Genomic DNA, 17,028 nt, shown 5'->3' with positions numbered 1-17,028 from the left:
CTGCACCACCGCACTGGCAGTATAAGAAAGGAAACCCCGTGTCGAACCAATTCAACCGCCGACTGGCCCTGCTCGACGACGACGAACATCGCGCCCTGCTGGGCCAGGGCTTGCGTGGCATCGAACGCGAAACCCTGCGCGTGGACCCACAAGGTCAGCTCGCCCGCACTCCCCATCCGGTGGCGCTGGGGTCGGCACTGACCCATCCGCAGATCACGACCGACTACGCGGAGACCCTGCTGGAATTCATCACCCCGGCCGAGCACGACATCGGCCTGGCCCTGCACCGCCTGGACGCCATCCACCGCTACGCCTACTCCAAGCTGGGCGACGAGATGCTGTGGGGCGTGTCGATGCCGGGCGAGCTGCCGTCGGAAGAAGAGATCGAGATCGCCTGGTACGGCAAATCCAACCTGGGCATGCTCAAGCACGTCTACCGCCGCGGCCTGGCCCTGCGCTACGGGAAGGCGATGCAGTGCATCGCCGGCATCCACTACAACTACTCGCTGCCGGAAAAGCTGTGGAAGCTGTTCGCGGAAAACGAAGGCATCCTTGAAGAACGCCGCAACGCGCTGCGCGACTTCCAGTCCGAGAGCTATATTGCGATGATCCGCAATTTCCGCCGCTACGCCTGGCTCCTGATGTACCTGTTCGGCGCCACCCCGGCCCTGACCACCAGCTTCCTGCGCGGCCGCCCGCACCAGCTCGAGCGGCTGTCGGACGACACGCTCTACCTGCCCTATGCGACCAGCCTGCGCATGAGCGACCTGGGCTACCAGAACGACGCCCAGTCCGGCCTGTGCCCGCACGAGAACAGCCTGGAAAGCTATGTCACCAGCCTGATGGACGCGGTCAACCGCCCCTATGCACCCTACGCCGCGATCGGCACCAAGAAGGACGGCGAGTGGATCCAGCTCTCGACCAACGTGCTGCAGATCGAGAACGAATACTATTCGACCATCCGTCCCAAGCGCGTGATCCGCACCGGCGAGCGTCCGGTGCAGGCGCTGTGCAACCGCGGCGTGCAGTACATCGAGGTGCGCTGCCTGGACGTCGACCCCTTCGAGCCGATCGGCATCGCCCTGGAGACCGGCCGCTTCCTGGACGCCTTCCTGCTGTTCTGCGCCCTGGACGAGAGCCCCCTGATCAGCGCCCACGACGGCGCGATCCACGCGCGCAACTTCGCGCGCACCGTCAAGGAAGGCCGCCGCCCGGACCTGACCCTCACCCGCGATGGCCGTGAAGTGCCGCTCAAGGAATGGGCGGAAGAACTGATCGAACGCATCCGCCCGGTGGCCCAGCTGCTCGACGACCAGCACAACGAAGGCGGCGTGCACGAGTCGTCGCTGAACCTGCAGAAGGCCAAGGTCGCGGATGCCTCGCTGACGCCGTCGGCGCGCGTGCTGGAAGAAGTGCGCGCCCTCGGTTCGGCCGCCGCCTTCGGCCTGCGCCAGAGCGAGCTGCATGCGGCCACCTTCCGCGACAGCCCCCTGATGCCGGCCGAAGCGGCCCTGTTCGACGAGATGGCGGCGGCCTCGCTGGCCGAGCAGGCCACCATCGAGGCCTCGGACACCGGCAGCTTCGACGACTTCGTCGCGGCCTACAACAGCAGTACGCTGTGCGGCAATCACCACTGATCCGGGGATGCCTTGCTCACCTTTTACAACGAACACCATGCCCAGCATGCGGGACGCTTCGCCTTCGTGCGCGGCGAGCTGGCGCCGTGTCCGGAACAGCCTGAGCGGGCCGCCTTCGTCCTGAAGGAATGCGAGCGGCGCGGGCTGGGCCGCATCGTCACGCCGCACGGCGTACCCCTGGTGTCGCTCGAGCGCGTGCACAGCCCGCGCTATCTGCACTTCCTGCGCAGCGCCTGGAGCGAGTGGACGGCGCTCGATGCCGCCAACGCGGCGCGCGACGCCTTTCCCTCGGCCTGGCCGCCGCGGCCGGTGCGCATGGACATCGAACCGGACAGCTTCGACGCCCGCTTCGGCCTGTACGCAATGGACAATGCGACCCCGCTCACCGCCGGCACCTGGCTGGCCGCCAAGACCGGGGCCGACTGCGCCGTGAACGCCGCGCATGCGCTGCGCATGGGAGAACGCGGCAGCTTCGCGCTCACGCGTCCGCCCGGCCACCATGCGGGCGCGGACTTCTTCGGCGGCGGCTGCTTCCTGAACAATGCGGCGCTGGCCGCCCAGCACTTGCTGGACGACGGCCTGGGACGCGTGGCGATCCTGGACCTCGGCTACCACCACGGCAACGGCACCCAGGCGATCTTCTACGGCCGCGGCGACGTGCTGTTCCTGTCGCTGCATGCCGACCCGCGCGGCGCCTATCCCTGGTACAGCGGCCATGCCGACGAAACGGGCGTGGGCGCCGGGCTGGGCGCGACGATGAACCTGCCCCTGGCGGCGGGCGCGGGAAGCGCCGAGTGGTTCGCGGCGCTGGAGACGGCCTGCGTCAAGCTGGCCATGTTCCGCGCCGAGGCGCTGGTGGTCTCGCTAGGCGCGCCCGCCTTCGGCACGGCGCCGGAGGCGCGCTTCCGGCTGCAGGGAGGCGACTTCCTGCGCATCGGCGAACGCATCGCCCACCTGGGCCTGCCCACCGCCTTCATCCTCGAGGGCGGCGACGCGGCCCCGGAGCTGGGCACGCACATCGTGAACGTGCTCGAAGGCTTCGAGACCGCTACCGAATGATTATTTTTTGAGTCCGACTTCCATGCTCGACTGGCAATTCTCCAGCTTTACCGACCTGTCCAACAAAGACCTCTACGAGGTGCTGGCCCAGCGCCAGAACATCTTCATCCTGGAGCAGACCTGCCTGTATCCGGACATCGACGGCTATGACCTCGAGGCCCATCACCTGCTCGGCTGGCGCACCGTGGACGGCAAGCGCGAGCTGGCCGCCTACCTGCGCGTGCTGGCGCCGGGCGCCAAGTACGACGAGATGTCGCTGGGCCGCGTGATCACGACCCAGGCCGCGCGCGGCACCGGCGCCGGCCGCCAGCTGCTGGCGCGCGGCATCGCATGCGCCGAAGCGCTCTACCCGGGCCACCGCATCCGCATCGGGGCCCAGCAATACCTGGAAAAGTTCTACCAGGGCTTCGGCTTCGAAACCGTCTCCGCCCCTTACGACGAAGACGGCATCATGCACATCGACATGCTGCGCTGATCACTCGACCTTGTTCAGGGTGATCTCGAACACCAGGCCCGAATTCGGCGGGATGCCGTTGCCGCCAGTCGGGCCGTAGGCCAGGCTGGACGGCACCAGCACGGTGCGCTTGCCGCCCACCTTCATGCCTGTCACGCCCTGCGCGAAGCCCTGGATCACATTGGTCGTACCCAGCTTCAGGGTGTAGGGGTTCGACTCCAGCTGGGTGCCCTTGAAGTCGCTTGCCTCGGCCTTGTACAGCCACAGGGTATAGTTCAGGGTCAGGGTCTTGCCGGTGACCGCTTCGGCGCCGGTGCCGACCACGTTGTCGGTCTTGACCAGGGTGGCCGGGCTGCTGACGGGAATATTGGTGCCGGCCGAATCGCCGCCGCCGCAGGCGGTCAGGGCGAGCATGGCGGCGAAAGCGGCGATCAGGGGGAACTTCAGTTTCATGGAAATCCTCGACGAGATAAGGTGAAAAAATTTCGAAGCAAAGTTTGCTACGAGAAACTTTGCACCTTACCTCATCAATTCCATGAAAATGTGCGGATTTTGTCGGCGATTTGTAATTCCGCTCAGATCTCGATCTGCGTGCCCAATTCGATCACGCGGTTGGGCGGGATCTGGTAGTAGTCCGCCGCCGCACGGGCATTCCTCGACATCATCACGTACAAATGCTCGCGCCATGGCGCCATGCCGCGGCCCGGGGTCGAGATCACGGTCTGGCGCGCGATGAAGAACGAGGTCTCCATCATCTCGAAGCCCAAGCCGAGGTCGGCGCACTGGCGCAGGATGCCCGGGATGTCCGGCTCGTCCTTGAAGCCGTACTGGACGTTGAGCTGGTAGCAGTTGTGGCCCAGCTCGACGATCTTCACCTGCTCCTGCGGCGGCACCCAGGGTTCTTCGCGGATGTGCACGGTCAGGAACACCACGCGCTCGTGCAGCACCTTGTTGTGCACCAGGTTGTGCAGCAGCGCGTGCGGCACGCCGTCGCTTTCGCCGCGCAGGAACAGGGCGGTCCCCGGCACCCGCACCGGCGGCGCGACGAACAGCGATTCCATGAAGGCGTCCAGCGGGATCGCGTGCTTTTCCAGGTTCTCGAAGACCAGTTCGCGGCCGCGCTTCCAGGTCAGCATCAGGGTCAGCAGCACCGTGCCCAGCAGCAGCGGGAACCAGCCGCCGTGGAACAGCTTGAGCGTGGTCGACGAGAACAGCATGATGTCGATCGCGAAGAAGAAGCCGGTCGCGCCCAGGCACACGGCCAGCGGAAGGCGCCAGCGGTAGCGCGTGACGAAGAAAGTGAGGATGGTGGTGGCCATCATGGTCGCGGTCACCGCGATGCCGTAGGCGCCGGCCAGTTCGTCCGAGGAACCGAAGCCGATCACGGCGATCAGTACCACGCACAGCTGCAGCCAGTTCACGGCCGGGATGTAGATCTGGCCGATCTCGCTTTCCGACGTGTGCAGGATGCGCATGCGCGGCAGCAGGCCCAGCGCGATGGCCTGCTTGGTCATCGAATAGGTGCCCGAGATGGTCGCCTGCGAGGCGATCACCGCCGCCATGGTCGACAGGATCACCAGCGGAATCACGCTCCAGGAGCCGAGCTGGTGGAAGAAAGGATTGTCCACGGCGTCCGGCTGCATGATCAGGAGGCCGCCCTGGCCCAGGTAGTTCAGCGCCAGCGCCGGGAAGGCGATCATGAACCAGGCCATGCGGATCGGCTTCTTGCCGAAGTGGCCCATGTCGGCGTACAGCGCCTCGGCGCCCGTGATCGCCAGCACCACCGCGCCCAGCGCCACGAAGGCCAGCAGCTTGTTTTCCAACATGAAGCGCAGCGCTTCCCACGGGTTGAGCGCGCGCAGGATCACCGGCGCCTCGATGATGTTGATGACGCCCATGACGGCCAGGGCGATGAACCACACCAGCATGATGGGGCCGAAGAAGCGGCCGATGCCGGCGGTGCCGTGGCGCTGCACGCTGTACAGGACCAGCAGCACGACGACCGCGATCGGCACCACGTAGTGCGACATGCCGGGCGCCGCCACTTCCAGGCCTTCGATCGCGCCCAGCACCGAGATCGCCGGCGTGATCACGCTGTCGCCGTAGAACATGGTGGCCCCCAGCACGCCGATCACCAGCAGCGGGAAGTGCCAGGCCGAGTGCCTGGTGACGGAGTTGGTGGCCAGCGCCATCAGGGCCATGATCCCGCCTTCGCCGCGGTTGTCGGCGCGCAGGACCAGGGTCACGTACTTGAGCGAGACGATGATCGTCAGGCTCCAGAAGATCAGGGACACGATGCCGAGGATGTTCGGCGTGTTGAGGGGCAGGCCATGCTCCTGGTCGAAGATGGCCCGCAGGGTGTAGAGAGGGCTGGTACCGATATCCCCGTAGACGATGCCTACCGCGGCCAGGGTCAGCGCGGCCAGGCTGCTTTTCTTGTTCTCGGACGTCAAGATTGCACCATGTTTTTGTTCTGGTGCGGCGCACCATAAAATATCGACAAGAAAATTGCAAGAACATTTCGTCCTGCATCATACACCTGCGCAAATTTGCGCCGCGCCAGCAGGGTTCGTGCGCATCGGGGATAATGGCAGCTCAGCAATCGCCCCTCCCTTCCCATGCGCTCCGGTATCCTGTCCGCCACCCTCGCCTTCCTGTGCTGGGGGCTGTTTCCTTTGTATTTCCACGCGATCGGCGAGGTGCCGCCGCTGGAAATCCTGATGCACCGGGTGCTGTGGTCGCTTGGCTTCCTGTTGATCGTCCTGGCCGTGCGGCGCCAGTGGAAATGGCTGGCGCTGGCGCGCCAGCCGCGCGTGCTGGGCAGTTTCCTGGCTTCCGCCTTCCTGCTCAGCGCCAACTGGCTGGCCTATATCTGGGCGGTCAAGAACGGCCACGTGATCGAGGCCAGCCTCGGCTACTTCATCAATCCGCTGGTGAACATCATGTTCGGCTACGTGATCCTGAAGGAGCGCCTGCGTCCCGCGCAATGGGGTGCGATCGGGCTGGCGGCGCTGGGCGTGGCCTGGCTGACCTGGCAATCGGGTTCGGTGCCCTGGATCGCGCTGTTCCTGGCCGCCACCTTCGGCGGCTACGGCCTGCTGCGCAAGACCGCCGCGCTGGGCGCGCTCGAAGGCCTGTCTTTCGAAACCATGCTGCTGTTCCCGGTGGCGGCCGTCTACATCGGCTGGCTGAGCTATACCGGCGACAATGCCTTCATCAACGCGCCGTCGGACACCACCCGCCTGCTGCTGATCCTGGCCGGTCCGATCACCGCGATTCCGCTGCTGCTGTTCGCCAGCGGCGCGCGCCAGATCCCGCTGTCGATCCTGGGGCTGCTGCAGTATTTGTCGCCCACCATCCAGTTTTTGCTGGGCGTGTGGCTGTTCCACGAAGCCTTCAGCGCCGACCGCCTGGCAGGCTTCGTCCTGATCTGGTCCGCGCTGGCCCTGTTCGGCGGCGAAGGCCTGTGGCGCAGCCGCGTGGCGAATAAAGCTTGATGCGGCACCAATAAATCCTGTGTGCGAAACGGGTTCTGTCGTATCCTGTGCACCTTAAACAACACCAGAGTTAAAGCATGGCCAATTACGTCTATACCATGAACCGCGTGGGCAAAATCGTCCCGCCAAAACGCCAGATCCTGAAAGACATCTCGCTGTCCTTCTTCCCGGGCGCCAAGATCGGCGTGCTGGGCCTGAACGGCTCGGGCAAGTCGACCCTGCTGAAGATCATGGCCGGCATCGATACCGACATCCAGGGCGAAGCGCGCCCGATGCCGGGCCTGAACATCGGCTACCTGCCGCAGGAACCGCAGCTCGATCCGGAAAAAACCGTGCGCCAGGAAGTCGAATCGGGCCTGGGCGAAGCCTTCGAAGCCCAGGCCAAGCTGGAAGCCGTGTACGCCGCCTATGCGGAAGAAGACGCGGACTTCGACGCCCTGGCCAAGGAACAGGAGCGCCTGGAATCGATCATCGCCGCGGCCGACGGCGGCAACCTGAACCTGCAGATGGAAATGGCCGCCGACGCGCTGCGCCTGCCGCCCTGGGACCAGAAGATCGCCGTGCTGTCGGGCGGCGAGAAGCGCCGCGTGGCGCTGTGCAAGCTGCTGCTGTCCAAGCCGGACATGCTGCTGCTCGACGAACCGACCAACCACCTGGACGCCGAATCGGTCGAGTGGCTGGAGCAGTTCCTGCTGCGCTTCCCGGGCACCGTGGTGGGCATCACCCACGACCGCTACTTCCTCGACAACGCCGCCGAATGGATCCTGGAACTGGACCGCGGCTCGGGCATCCCCTGGAAGGGCAACTACTCGTCCTGGCTGGACCAGAAGCAGGCGCGCCTGAAGCAGGAAGAAGCGACCGAATCGGCGCGCCAGAAGGCCCTGCAGAAGGAACTCGAGTGGTCGCGCCAGAACCCGAAGGCGCGCCAGGCCAAGTCCAAGGCCCGTCTGGCCCGCTTCAACGAGCTGAGCGAATTCGAATACCAGAAGCGCAACGAGACCCAGGAGATCTTCATCCCCGTGGCCGAGCGCCTGGGCAACGAAGTCATCGAGTTCAAGAACGTCTCGAAGGCCTTCGGCGACCGCCTGCTGATCGACAACCTGTCCTTCACCGTGCCGCCGGGCGCGATCGTCGGCATCATCGGCCCCAACGGCGCCGGTAAGTCGACCCTGTTCAAGATGATCGCCGGCAAGGAACAGCCGGACAGCGGCGAAGTCGTGATCGGCAAGACCGCCAAGGTCTCGCTGGTCGACCAGAGCCGCGACGAGCTGGCCAACAACAAGACCGTGTTCGAGGACGTCACCGGCGGCGCCGACATGCTGAGCGTCGGCCGCTTCGAGATGCCGTCGCGCGCCTACCTGGGCCGCTTCAACTTCAAGGGCGCGGACCAGCAGAAGGTGGTCGGCAACCTGTCGGGCGGCGAACGCGGCCGTCTGCACCTGGCCAAGACCCTGCTGCAAGGCGGCAACGTCCTGCTGCTGGACGAACCGTCGAACGACCTGGACGTGGAAACCCTGCGCGCGCTGGAAGACGCCCTGCTGGAATTCGCCGGCAGCGTGATGGTCATCTCGCACGACCGCTGGTTCCTGGACCGCATCGCGACCCACATCCTGGCCTTCGAAGGCAACTCGCAAGTCACCTTCTTCGACGGTAACTACCAGGAATACGAAGCCGACAAGAAAAAGCGCCTGGGCGAGGAAGGCGCCAAGCCGAAGCGTATCCGCTACAAGCCACTGACGACCTAAATGCTTGTTTCCTAAAGAAAAGCCCGCGCAGGGAGTCACTGCGCGGGCTTTTTTACGCCCGGAAACGGAACGTGGGGATCGTGGCTTCGTGTGTAGAATTCCCGAGGACGAGGCCGTGCAAGCGCCTGGTCCTGCCTTGCCGTCGCTACGGCTGCCGGGCGTTAAACATACCCATGACAGATTACCGCGACAACCGCGTCCCTGGCGGGACGTTCTTTTTCACGGTGCGCCTTCTAGACCGTGGCAGCGCCCTGCTGACCGAGCACATTTCCGCGTTTGGCGAAGCGATGCGGCTGGCGCGCGTGCGCAAGCCCTTCCACGTCGACGCCTGGGTGGTGCTGCCGAACCACGCGCATACGATCTGGACCCTGCCCCCGGGCGACCACGACTGCTCCAGCCGCTGGCGCGCGGTCAAGATCGCATTCTCGAAAGCCTTGCGCAAGGCCGGCATGGCGGATGCAAGCGATGGGGCGGTGTGGGAGCGGCACTACCGGCATTACCGGGTGCAGGAAGACCAGGACTACAAGGCGCTGGTGGACTACGTGCACACGGATGCCGTACGCCATGGGCACTGCGTGGCGCCGCGCGAGTGGCCGTGGTCGTCGCTGCACCGGTTCCTGTCGGCGGGGCATGCGCAGCCGGAGGCGGAGCTGATCGTGCCGCCGTGGGTGACAAGGCCGCAGGGAATGGTGCTGGCGCGGCTTTAGCTCCGTTAGCACCACTCACTTCAAAACGTCATTCCCGCCACTGGCGGCAATGACTCCCCGCGAAGGCGGGGACGACGGGGAAGTTGAGGGTGACTCTTACGACCATGTCTGCATCCGCTCAAAAAAGAAAAAGGCCCCGCAGGGCCTTTTTCGCTTGAACCGCAGTCCAATCAGAAGCTGTACTTCGCCCCGATCGTCCACACATTCGGCTTCGCGCCGAAGTCCTTGCTCTTGCCATAGCGCTCGTACTCAGCAATCAGGGAAACATCCTGGTTGATGTTGTACTGCAGCCCCAGCGCACCATATGCCTCGGTCTTGCTGTGGCTGCGGTTCATCACAGCATTGACGGTCTCGAGCTCGTTCTTGTTGCGCGACACGCCCAGCTTGGCATACGCCAGGAACTGCTCGTTGATCGGCATGCTCGCCTTGCCCGCCACATACAGCGAATGGCCTTTCGTTTCACCGCTGCCCGGCACGCCGCCGAGCGAATAGGTCACGTTCGAGCTGCGGAAATCGGTGTAGCCGGCTTCGACGCCCCAGGTACGGTTGAAGTCATAGCCGCCGAAGATCTTGCCCGAGGCCTTGTAGCCGTCGGCATCGACGCTGGTGGCGCCCGGCAGGGAATTCTGGTGGTCGGCGCTGGCCACACCCACGCCGACATAGGCGCGCGGGGTGTCTTGCTGGGCATGAGCGGCGGACATCGCCGCGACGGACGCGATCAGTGCAACGATAAGCTTGTTCATTACGGATCCTCTTCTTGTTACTTGGTTCGCGATTCCCAATGAATCGCAATAGGGCCAAGATAGCATTGACAAAAAATGAAAGCGTTGCCAAACCCGTAAAAACTGTAAGCGGATGTAACGTTCTGACTTTGCGGTCAGATAAAATACATACCAGATAGCGCAAGAAGAAAGAAGATCAAATGATCTTCCTGAAAGTTAGATTCACGCGCGGCCCAATCGGTTTTGCCGTTTTGTTGATTCCGTGCAACCAATTCTGTTGCGTGGATCCCCTCATCAGGAGCAGGCTGCCGTCCGTGAGGCGCAGGCGCAGGGTCTCTTTCGTCTGTTTGTGGCGCAGGATGAACGTGCGCTCGGCGCCAAAACTCAGGGAAGCGATTGCAGGCGCCGGGCCCAGTTCGGGTTCGTCGTCGGCATGCATGCCCATGCTGTCGCGTTCGTTGCGGTAGTAGTTCAGCAGAACACTGTTGAACTCGCATCGGGTGACCTGCTGGACGCTGGCGCGGATGGCCTCCAGCAGCGGTGTGAACGGCGCCGGCGCCAGGCTCAGGCCGGAATAGCGGTAGGCGGCATCCCCATACCAGGCGCTCAGCCGCGGCTGCAGGTGGCGCTTGCCGTACACGACCACGGTTTCCTCGCGCCAGGCGGTTTCGAGAATCAGGCGCGCCAGCACATCCCCGTTCGGCCAGGGCAGCGGCAGCTGCTGCAGCCAGCCGAGTTCGCCGTCCGGCAACGGGATCGGCATCAGGCCGGGGCCTGCGCTAAATAAATCCATAGTGCAATGTTCAAGGCTATGATGGCGGCTTTCCCAGGAAGGACATTCTCGCATGGACAAACGCCACTTCCTCGGCGCCGCCGCGCTGGCCGGCGCCGCGCCCGTCTTTGCCGCGGCCAAGCCCACGCTGCAAGGCCCGGCCCTGCTGACGATCACCGGCGCCATAGGGCGCAGCAATCGTGGCGCGCTTGATCCGGCGCTCGACCAGATGATGCACAAGCAGAAACTGGACTTCGCACAAGCCTATGCCATGGATTTCGCCGCGCTGGCTTCCCTGCCCGCGCAGACGATCCGCCCCACCCTCGAATACGACGGCAAGCCGCATACTCTGCGCGGTCCGCTGCTGGCGGATGTGCTGGCGCAGGGGGGCGCCCGGCCGGGCGATGCAGCCAAGGTGGTGCTGCGGGCGGTGGACGGCTATGCGGCGGCGCTGGAGATGCGCCAGGCCCGCGCCTGGAAGCTCATCGTCGCCACCCACCTGGACGGCAAGACTATGCCCTTGGGCGGGCTGGGCCCCTTATGGGCGGTGTACGACGCCGACCGGGTGCCGGAAATGGCAAAGCGCCCGCTCAACGAGCGTTTCGGCGCCTGTCCCTGGGCGCTGTATCACATCGACGTCGCCGCTTAACGGTAGGCTTCGGCCAGGCTCATCACGCGCGGAGCGAGCTTGATGCCGACATTGCCGAACAGCGCATCGAGGGCGGCCAGGTTGGCCGTGCACTCTTCCGACTTCCAGCCGGCGAACAGGTCGGTGCCGTCTTTCTGGAAATGCAGGTCAAGGACCTTGCCCTTGTCCTTGTGGACGTAGCGCTGCTCGTGGATATTGCGGAAGCCCAGTTCCGCCAGGCCGGCAAGGATGGACTGCGGCGGATTGTCCGGGTCGGTCGCCATGAAGACGCCAAAGGTCTTGCCGGGCGGCTTGGCCGCGACATCGACTTCGTAAATGCCTGGGGCCTTGGTAACGCTGGTGCTCTTCAGAAACAACATAGTGTTCTCCTTCTCCAGGGTCCGCGCCGGCAAGCTTTCCGATTGGCGCGCGGACCATGTTTTGTGTGATTAGCAGCCTAGCTTATTGCCCTCTGGGAACTTTGTCGATCTTTCTCTGTAGTTTCTTGACTCTAGCGCAGCAATAAGCCCACAACTGAGCCGCCAATCAATGCAGCACAGGCAAGCATGCCAAGAATGAAACCCATTTCGCGCCTGGCCGGATCGCGGACATAGCCGAGCGCGTACAGGATCCGGCTGGCGCACCACAGCAGGCCGCCCGCGGCGGCCCAGACGTCGCCCAGGAAGGCGCCGCACAGGAACAGGGGCACGAGCACCAGCGGCAGCTGCTCGAGGGTGTTCATTTGCACGCGATGGGCGCGCAGGAAGCCTTCCGGGCCCTCCATCGAGGGCGCCGGCACGTCGTAGCGCGCACGAGCCCGGGCGGCGTTCGCCCAGGTCCAGAAATACACGCCCAGCACGGCCAGCGAGGCCCAGGCGGTCAACACCATATGTTCTCCTTGCGATTCAGGTTTGCTTCGGCTTGCGCCGGGCCAGGTCGGTGGTCGGCGCCACCAGTGCTTCGTAGAGCTGGCCGGTGGGCGCGTCCCATTGCGTGAGCGCCGCCTGCTGGCGCGCCACGGTGGCGAAGTCGCCGCGCGCCACCGGGCCGCTGAGGGCGGCGGCCGGCCCCAGGCGGAACACGTTGGCCAGCGTTTCCTCGGCCAGCGGCCGCGCCAGCTCGCGCGCCACCTCTTCGGGCGCGCCAGCGGCCTGGTAGGCGCGCAGGGACGCATCCAGTACCGTCACCAGGTAATTCGAGGCGAACACGGCGGCGGCGTGGTAGACGGTCTTGGCAGCCGGATCGATCTCCACCAGGCGCGCACCGATCGCCGCGAAGGCCGGTTCGAGCAGCGTGAGCGCCTCCACATCGCCTTCGATGCCGCAGAAAGTGCCGGCGAACTCGCGCGCCACCTTGTCGGGATCGGCGAAGCTGCGGATCGGGTGCACGCTCGCCACCAGGGCGCCGGCGTCGCGCGCCGCCTGCAGTTCGGAGGAGGCCTTGGCGCCGCTGCAATGGAAGATCACCGCGCCCTTCAGGTCATGCGCGGCGGCCAGCGCCGCGCACACAGGCGCGATCTGGTCGTCGTTCACGGCCAGCAGCCAGGCACGCGCCGGGCGCATGGCCGCGAGCGTCGAGGCGGGCGTACCGGCGCCGATGAAGTCCACCGCCTGCCGCGCGCTGTCCGCCGAACGGGTCAGCACGTCCTGGACCGCGAACACGCCGCTGGCATGGAACAGGCGGCCCAGCGCGCGCCCGACGTGGCCGGCGCCGGCCAGGTTCAATGCAGGCGCCACCTCAGAAGCCCGAGCCGGGCTGGCGCAGGTACTCGGTTTCCTCCGGCGTGGAGGCGCGGCCCAGGATCGCATTACGGTGCGGGAAGCGGCCGAAGCGCGCGATCACGCCGCGGTGGCGGTGCGCATAGTCGAGCGTCTCCGCGAAGCCCGCGTGCTCGTTCGACAGCGCGGTGAACAGCTCCACCGCCTGTTCCTGCATGCGCGCGTCCTCGGCGTGCTCGAAAGGCATGTAGGCGAAGGAGCGCTCCACCGGCGACAGTGCCAGGTGCCCGCCGGAGTCCACCAGCTGGCGTGCGGCGGCCAGGGCCAGCGTGTCGCCGGCGAAGGACTCGGGCGTGTTGCGGTGGGCGTTGCGCGTGAACTGGTCGAGCATCAGCAGGCGCGCCAGCACGCCGCGTGGGCCGAGCGCATCCCATTCGCGCAGGCCGCCCGCCACCGCCTTGGCGATGGTGGCGCCGAAGCGCTCGCGGATCGCCGCGTCGAACCTGTCGTCCTTGCGGAACCACTCTGGCCGCTGCTTGCCGTGGCCTTCGTGCGAAGGCGGCAGGAACCAGAAATCGAGTACGTCCTGGGCTTGTACGTCTGTTGCTTCCATGGCTGTTCCGGTTTTGGAGAGTATTGTTATTCGATGTCAATTACGGGCGTGCGATACCTGGAAGCCTTCCACGCCTTCGAAAGCGGCCAGCTCTCCGGCCAGCGCGTGCAGCGGCGCGCCCGACTTGCGCGACAGCGCCAGCGCCACGAAGCGCCATTCCTGGCGGCCGTTCTCGCTGCTGATGGTGAGCGAGCTGCCGGCGATCTCGTAGCCGCGCTCCAGCGCGGCCTGGCGCAGGCCCTCTTCGCGCGGCAGGAAATCGGGCTTGAAGCGCACCCGCACCGCCACCGCGTGGCGCGCCGGCAGGAAGCTCTCCAGGCGGTTCAGGTAGATCATGATCATCGAGGCGAAGAAAGCCAGGCCCATCGCGGCCAGGTAGAAGCCGACGCCGACCAGGATGCCGATCGCCGACGAGGCCCAGATCGAGGCCGCCGTGGTCAGGCCGCTGATGTTGAAGCCTTCGCGCATGATCACGCCGGCGCCGAGGAAGCCGATGCCGGTCACCACGCCCTGGATGATGCGGGTCGGGTCGACCGGGGCCAGGAAGCCGGAGGCGCCGCCGCCGTACCAGAAGTCCGGATAGCCGGCCAGGATGGTCAGCGCCGCCGAGGCCATGCACACCAGGCCATAAGTGCGCATGCCGGCCGCGCGCCCGTGGTAGGCGCGCTCGTAGCCGACCAGCAGGCCGAGCGCCAGCGCCCCCGCCAGGTGCAGCAGGATCAGCGCATTGGTGAAAATCTCGGGCCCTGACCAGTAGGTGGCCAGCAATTCGTTCTTGTTCATGGCGGCGCCTAGGGCTTCTTCTTGACCAGTTGCTTCTCGAAGGCGAGATCGTGTTTGCTGATCCGCTTCACTTCCTGCGGGCCGAGGCCGTTGACGAAGGCGACGAAGTCGTCCAGTTCGAGCGGCGCACACAGCGGCGGCGCGCCCGGCGCTTCGGACAGGAAGAACAGGCCGTCGCCGGTACGGGCCATTGAATAGCCCATGTTCCCGGTACGCTTCTTCAGCCGTTCGACCGCCGAGCTGGCGCGGGTGGAGCGTCCGCCGGCCATCAGATCGCCTCCGTGCGCAGCATCAGCCAGTCCCGCGCGGCGCCCTCGACATGCGGCGCCAGGCGCGCACGCACGGTCGCGTGGTAGTCGTTCAGCCACGCGATTTCATCCGGGCGCAAGATGCTCATGTCGAGGCAGCGGGTGTCGATCGGGCACAGGGTCAGGGTCTCGAAGCCCAGGTACTCGCCGAACTCGGTGGTCTCGACGCTGCGGTTCAGCACCAGGTTCTCGATGCGGATGCCCCAGCGTCCCGGACGATAGATGCCCGGCTCGATCGAGGTGATCATGCCCGGCTCCATCGCGGTGTGCGCTTCGGGCAGCGCCGACGGCGAGATGGTCTGGGGACCTTCGTGCACGTTCAGGAAGTAGCCCACGCCGTGGCCGGTGCCGTGGGCGTAGTCGATGCCGGCCGCCCAGATCGGCGCGCGCGCGATCGCGTCCAGCATCGGCGAACGGATGCCGCGCGGGAAGCGCGTGGCCGACAGGTTGATCAGGCCCTTGAGCACCAGCGTGTAGTCGCGCTTCTGAGCGTCGGACGGCGTGCCGACCGGGATCACGCGCGTGATGTCGGTGGTGCCGCCCAGGTACTGGCCGCCCGAGTCGATCAGCAGCAGGCCGTCGCCTTCGATGGTGGCGCAGGATTCCGGCGCGGCGCGATAGTGGATGATCGCACCGTTCGCATTGAAGCCGGCGATGGTCGAGAAGCTCGGGCAGATGAAATGCGGCCGCCGCGTGCGCGCCTGCGTCAGCTGGGTGTCGATGTCGACTTCGCTTACCGGCGCGCGATCGGCGTTGGCCAGCAGCGGCTCGAGCCAGGAGAAGAACTCGCACAGCGCCGCGCCGTCCTGCTCCATGGTGGCGCGCACGTTGGCCGCTTCCGATTCGACTTTGCGCGACTTGGCGAAGGTGGTCGGGTTGACGGCTTCGGCCACGCGCACGCCCTGCGCCACCGCGGCGCGCATGCCGGCCGTCACGCGGCGCGGATCGAGCAGCAAGGTGGCGCCGTCCGGCAGCGACTCCAGCGCGTGCGCGGCGTTGGCATAAGGCGCCAGGTGGACGCCGTCATGCTCCAGGCGCGCGCGCAGCTCGTGCGGCACCTTGCCTTCGCCGATGAACAGGGTGGCGTCGGCGCGGCCGATCAGCGCATGCGCCAGGAACACCGGATTGAAGCTGACATCGGCGCCGCGCAGGTTGAACAAGTAGGCAATGTCGTCCAGGGTCGAGATGAAGTGGTAGCCGGCGCCATGCGCTTCCATCGCGGCGCGGACCGCGGCCAGCTTCTCGTGGCGTTCCACGGTCGCGAACGGCGGCAGGTGCTCGAACACGGGGTCGAGCGGCAGCGCCGGGCGCTCGCTCCAGACCTCCTCGAGCAGGTCGATGTCCGTGCGCAGCTTGACGCCGCGCGCCCCCAGCGCTTCCTGCAGCAGGCGCGCGCCGGCCAGGCCGAGCACGCGCGCATCGACCGCCACCGTGCCGCCGGCGTGCACGTTGGCGGCCAGCCAGTCGACGTGGATCTGGCTCGCCGCGCTCGGGATCTTCATCAGCTGGATCCTTGAGCCCGCCAGCTCGGTTTCGGCCTGGGTCACGTAGCGCCCGTCGGTCCAGACACCCGCGAAACCGGCGGTGGCGATGAAGGTGCCCACCGAACCGGTGAAACCGGACAGCCATTCGCGGCCCTTCCAGTGGCCGGGCAGGTATTCCGAGAGGTGCGGATCGCTCGACGGGATGATGCAGGCGTCGATGCCGTGGCGCGCCATGGCGCTGCGCAATTGGGCCAGCCGTTCGGCGCGGGTGTCGTTGGTGGACATGGGTCGGAGAATCGGGTTGTTTTCCAAGCACGTATGATACGCCGCAATTCCCGGAACGTGGCGCGACGGATTATTGCGCCAAGACATCAAAATCCTTGGAATCCGGCCGCGAGGGGTTAAGATGATGGCTCAAACCATCACGAGACTGGCGCCATGACGCCGGCAGCAACAGGAGACGCACATGGATTTCGAAGCGGCCAAGGACGTATGCCGGAGCTTCCCCGGCTGTACCGAGGACATCAAGTGGGACCACGACATCGTGTTCTCGGTCGGCGGCAAGATGTTCGCCGCCACCAATGCCAGCTCGCCCGCCGAGGGTTTCAGCTTCAAGGTCGAAGACGACCGCTTCCTGGAACTGACCGACCGTCCGGGGATCATTCCCGCGCCCTACCTGGCGCGCCACAAGTGGGTGTATGTGGCGGGCGACGCCTCGATGGATGACGGGGAAGCGGCCGCGCTGCTGCGCCGTTCCTACGAGCTGGTGTTCGCCAAGCTGACGCGCAAGCTGCAGCAAGAGATTAACGAACTGCGCAATAACGCCTCCTGACCGGACCTGTTCCAAGCGGAACACCGCCTCCGCCGGGCTTGGCGCATAATGGCCCGGCCACCACTAGAC

At 65.8% G+C, this 17,028-nt stretch carries 19 protein-coding genes; 8 read left to right on the top strand and 11 right to left on the bottom strand.

Annotated features, from left to right (window positions below; translation table 11 throughout):
• Positions 1-38: 38 nt before the first annotated feature.
• From gshA to KBW95_RS04965, 3 genes are read left to right on the top strand one after another with little or no spacing between them, the layout of a single operon-like run.
• Complete coding sequence (gene gshA / locus KBW95_RS04975; RefSeq protein ID WP_211523078.1) at positions 39-1,637, top strand: glutamate--cysteine ligase; 1,599 nt, start codon at positions 39-41, stop codon at positions 1,635-1,637.
• 12 nt (positions 1,638-1,649) lie between these two features.
• The gene (locus KBW95_RS04970) at positions 1,650-2,696 is read left to right on the top strand and encodes a histone deacetylase family protein (RefSeq protein ID WP_211523077.1); all 1,047 of its coding nucleotides are present in this window, start codon (positions 1,650-1,652) and stop codon (positions 2,694-2,696) included.
• Positions 2,697-2,718: 22 nt separating this feature from the next.
• A complete protein-coding gene (locus tag KBW95_RS04965) occupies positions 2,719-3,171 on the top strand; it encodes a GNAT family N-acetyltransferase (RefSeq protein WP_211523076.1) in 453 nt (150 codons plus the stop codon).
• Here the strand turns inward: KBW95_RS04965 and KBW95_RS04960 are convergent, their stop codons facing one another.
• Together KBW95_RS04960 and KBW95_RS04955 are read right to left on the bottom strand one after the other, a co-directional pair.
• Positions 3,172-3,603: an FKBP-type peptidyl-prolyl cis-trans isomerase gene (locus tag KBW95_RS04960; RefSeq protein ID WP_211527626.1), complete on the bottom strand. Its 432-nt coding sequence runs from the start codon at positions 3,601-3,603 to the stop codon at positions 3,172-3,174. It abuts the gene before it with no gap.
• Between the two features lie 122 nt (positions 3,604-3,725).
• A complete protein-coding gene (locus KBW95_RS04955) occupies positions 3,726-5,603 on the bottom strand; it encodes a potassium transporter Kup (protein WP_211523073.1) in 1,878 nt (625 codons plus the stop codon).
• A gap of 165 nt (positions 5,604-5,768) precedes the next feature.
• On the opposite strand from KBW95_RS04955, the gene rarD reads away from it, so the two are divergent.
• The 3 genes from rarD to KBW95_RS04940 all read left to right on the top strand — a co-directional run bounded on the left by rarD (position 5,769) and on the right by KBW95_RS04940 (position 9,099).
• Positions 5,769-6,647, top strand: coding sequence for an EamA family transporter RarD (rarD, locus tag KBW95_RS04950; RefSeq protein ID WP_211527625.1), 879 nt, complete (start codon positions 5,769-5,771; stop codon positions 6,645-6,647).
• 77 nt (positions 6,648-6,724) lie between these two features.
• Positions 6,725-8,392 (top strand): energy-dependent translational throttle protein EttA, encoded by a 1,668-nt coding sequence (gene ettA / locus KBW95_RS04945; RefSeq protein WP_211527624.1) that lies wholly within the window; start codon positions 6,725-6,727, stop codon positions 8,390-8,392.
• Positions 8,393-8,565: 173 nt separating this feature from the next.
• Entirely contained in the window at positions 8,566-9,099 is a 534-nt protein-coding gene (locus KBW95_RS04940) for a transposase (RefSeq protein ID WP_211523070.1), read from the top strand.
• A 170-nt stretch (positions 9,100-9,269) separates the two neighbouring features.
• Here KBW95_RS04940 and KBW95_RS04935 read toward each other — a convergent pair whose 3' ends face one another.
• Together KBW95_RS04935 and KBW95_RS04930 are read right to left on the bottom strand one after the other, a co-directional pair.
• Positions 9,270-9,842 carry a porin family protein gene (locus KBW95_RS04935; RefSeq protein WP_211523069.1) on the bottom strand — a complete coding sequence of 191 codons (573 nt, stop codon included), beginning with the start codon at positions 9,840-9,842 and terminating at the stop codon, positions 9,270-9,272.
• 175 nt (positions 9,843-10,017) lie between these two features.
• The gene (locus KBW95_RS04930) at positions 10,018-10,668 is read right to left on the bottom strand and encodes an alpha-ketoglutarate-dependent dioxygenase AlkB (RefSeq protein WP_307727634.1); all 651 of its coding nucleotides are present in this window, start codon (positions 10,666-10,668) and stop codon (positions 10,018-10,020) included.
• Between KBW95_RS04930 and KBW95_RS04925 the strand changes: the two genes are divergently transcribed.
• Positions 10,667-11,242: a molybdopterin-dependent oxidoreductase gene (locus KBW95_RS04925; RefSeq protein WP_211523067.1), complete on the top strand. Its 576-nt coding sequence runs from the start codon at positions 10,667-10,669 to the stop codon at positions 11,240-11,242. The genes KBW95_RS04930 and KBW95_RS04925 overlap by 2 nt on opposite strands.
• Here the strand turns inward: KBW95_RS04925 and KBW95_RS04920 are convergent.
• The 7 genes from KBW95_RS04920 to KBW95_RS04890 form a co-directional block, all read right to left on the bottom strand.
• Complete coding sequence (locus KBW95_RS04920; RefSeq protein WP_211523066.1) at positions 11,239-11,601, bottom strand: hypothetical protein; 363 nt, start codon at positions 11,599-11,601, stop codon at positions 11,239-11,241. The two genes, KBW95_RS04925 and KBW95_RS04920, sit on opposite strands and share 4 nt — an antisense overlap.
• 131 nt (positions 11,602-11,732) lie before the next feature.
• Positions 11,733-12,110, bottom strand: a complete 378-nt coding sequence (locus KBW95_RS04915) for an MAPEG family protein (RefSeq protein WP_211523065.1) — start codon at positions 12,108-12,110, stop codon at positions 11,733-11,735.
• Positions 12,111-12,126: 16 nt separating this feature from the next.
• The gene (locus KBW95_RS04910; protein WP_373888755.1) at positions 12,127-12,957 is read right to left on the bottom strand and encodes a Rossmann-like and DUF2520 domain-containing protein; all 831 of its coding nucleotides are present in this window, start codon (positions 12,955-12,957) and stop codon (positions 12,127-12,129) included.
• A 1-nt stretch (position 12,958) separates the two neighbouring features.
• Complete coding sequence (locus KBW95_RS04905) at positions 12,959-13,552, bottom strand: DUF924 family protein (RefSeq protein WP_211527622.1); 594 nt, start codon at positions 13,550-13,552, stop codon at positions 12,959-12,961.
• A gap of 36 nt (positions 13,553-13,588) precedes the next feature.
• Positions 13,589-14,335, bottom strand: a complete 747-nt coding sequence (locus tag KBW95_RS04900) for an MgtC/SapB family protein (protein WP_211523062.1) — start codon at positions 14,333-14,335, stop codon at positions 13,589-13,591.
• A gap of 8 nt (positions 14,336-14,343) precedes the next feature.
• Positions 14,344-14,604: a hypothetical protein gene (locus KBW95_RS04895; protein WP_211523061.1), complete on the bottom strand. Its 261-nt coding sequence runs from the start codon at positions 14,602-14,604 to the stop codon at positions 14,344-14,346.
• Complete coding sequence (locus tag KBW95_RS04890; protein ID WP_211523060.1) at positions 14,604-16,412, bottom strand: aminopeptidase P family protein; 1,809 nt, start codon at positions 16,410-16,412, stop codon at positions 14,604-14,606. Before KBW95_RS04890 ends, KBW95_RS04895 begins: the two co-directional genes overlap by 1 nt.
• Before the next feature lie 181 nt (positions 16,413-16,593).
• Here KBW95_RS04890 and KBW95_RS04885 point away from each other — a divergent pair, with 181 nt between their 5' ends.
• Positions 16,594-16,959: an MmcQ/YjbR family DNA-binding protein gene (locus tag KBW95_RS04885; RefSeq protein WP_211523059.1), complete on the top strand. Its 366-nt coding sequence runs from the start codon at positions 16,594-16,596 to the stop codon at positions 16,957-16,959.
• The last annotated feature ends 69 nt before the right edge of the window (positions 16,960-17,028 follow it).

This window comes from Massilia sp. ZL223 (genome assembly GCF_018119395.1).
Taxonomy (GTDB): Bacteria; Pseudomonadota; Gammaproteobacteria; order Burkholderiales; family Burkholderiaceae_D; genus Telluria.
Note: the sequence above shows the minus strand (reverse complement) of the source record. Positions and strands in the feature narration are given on the sequence as shown.